A 2,033-nucleotide genomic window follows, 5' to 3' on the forward strand; every position below is an offset into this window, starting at 1 on the left:
GAAAGTCGCCCGCACCATAATCGGCCACACCATTATCGGTTACCGCATCCAGCTGGTTGCCGTTCACATAGCCGTAGCGAAGCACATCCATATCTACCGGACCATTAACGGGGTCGACACCCCGCTGGTTCATCGATTGGATATTGCCGTTCTTATCGTAATAGAGGTTAGACACGGTAAAGTCCAGCTGGCCTTTGTTCCAGGGATTCATCGCACTACGCTGCAGGTAGTAATCGGCCAGCTTGAGCCGCCCGGCCATATCGTAGTCGTAGCCATAAGCGTGCATTTTTGGCATAAAGAAGACGGAGGCGTCGCCATCGCTGCCCCGCCAGATCATGCCGGCGATCTTACCATCATAACGCGGCTTATCAAAGCCATAGTCGTATTTGAGCGACTGGCCGAAGGTCAGGTTCTGCCCCTGCTTATTGCCCGTCTCGGCATAGGCCCCGTTGATGCCCGTAAGCTGTCCGCGGATGTTATAACTATAGTCCCGGCTCTCGCCATTGTTGCCCAATACTTGGCGCTGCAGCCTTCCCAGCTCGTCGTAGGTATAGCTGCCGGTAAGGGTCCAGGCGCCGGCATTGTCTACCCGGCGCCAGGTCTTGCTCAGCCGCCCGGTTGCGGTCTCGTATTCATTCTTATTGACTTCGCTATGCCTGGTATAGCCATCGCCGGCCTTTTGGTTGATGAGCACCTGCTTGCTGCCCAGCACCTGTCCGCTAAAGCTGAACTGGCTGCCGTTATAGGCGGCATGTACCACGCTCTGGTCGGGGTTCAGGTCCTGGCTGGCGCTGTAGATCACCCGGCCTTTGTCGTCGTAGAAGAGGGCGGTACGGCGCCAGGCGCCGGTACCTTCGGCCCCGGGCGAGGGTAGTATTTTGACCAGGCTGCCGGTGGGCAGGCCCCGGGTACGGCTGGTACGGGCAGGCGTTTCGGAACCGGGGATGCTTTGCTGCTCGCTGAACTGCAGCTCGGAGGCATAGGTAGCCCAAAGCGCACCACTGGGGTCAGCGTTCTTATAGTCGTCGTAATAAAAATAGTTTAAAGGAGTTACACCCAGGAGTCCGGAGGGATAGGACTGGGAAAGGTTGTAATCCTTCATGTAGTGAATAATGGTATTGGTGCCGTAGCTGTTGGGATCTTCAAAGTATGCCTGCAGCATGGCGCGGCTTTCCCACTCGGACCATAGATTCCACTCATCAGCGCCCGGTCCAGCCCATCATACAAGGTAAAGGTCCAACTGTTGTTTTGCGTTCTTAGCAAGGAATCCTGGTAAAAGGTCAGTCTGTCTCTTTTGTCATAGACAAAGTATTCCCAACCCTTGCCAGGAACTTTCTGCTCCACTTTACGGCCTTTATCGTCGTAGCGATACCGGAAGCAGTATTGGTCCAGGGTTTGCTGGCTGATGCTGCCGCTGCTCATGGCATTATCGGCGGCCGCCGGCGGGATCACATAGCAGAGCTGCCCCTGGTCGTTGTAGATATAAAAGGTCTGCAGGTAGGTATAGGTCTGTCCGGGTGTGGTACTGTCAGCAAGCTGTTCGAACACGACACGGCCATCCTTGTTTTTATAGATGATCTTGCGTTGAGGGAGAAACCCATCAGTAGCCTTGGTCTTGATCATGGAGCCAAACAGCTCGTTCAAGGGATAAAAGCCATTACTGACCGGCAGGCCGCTGGCATCAAGGTGCCAACGGGGAATACAATTACAGCCATCGTTGAGCTGCTGGGTCTCTATGCCCCTGCCCTGGCCCACCTGGCTCTTGCCAGGGGCATAATCAGTCGTCTGACGCAGGGTACCATCGGAACTGTTCTTACGAAGGCTATAGGCAGTATTGCCTTCGCCGGGGTACAGGTTGTTGTAATATGCCTGCTGCTCGGCAAAAGCATTGGCCCTGAAGCCATAACCGGCAGCGCTATAGGGCAGATAGCCGGTCTCCGAGGGTTGGAAGCGGGTATCGGAGGGCAACACCAGGCTCTTGCCCGGGGTAAAGTTATGCTGTACGGCCTCCATGCTGCGGTTAAAGCCATCTT

1 protein-coding gene and 1 pseudogene are annotated in these 2,033 nt (G+C 55.4%); both read right to left on the reverse strand.

Annotated features, from left to right (window positions below):
* Positions 1–1,162, reverse strand: a pseudogene (locus DZK30_RS25525) (hypothetical protein); the annotation flags it as partial.
* The coding region (locus tag DZK30_RS25530; protein WP_205529571.1) for a DUF6443 domain-containing protein at positions 1,099–2,033 on the reverse strand (935 nt) is incomplete at its 5' end. The pseudogene DZK30_RS25525 and the gene DZK30_RS25530, both read right to left, overlap by 64 nt.

The organism is Taibaiella koreensis (assembly GCF_003545715.1).
In the GTDB taxonomy this organism is placed as follows: Bacteria; Bacteroidota; Bacteroidia; order Chitinophagales; family Chitinophagaceae; genus Taibaiella; species Taibaiella koreensis.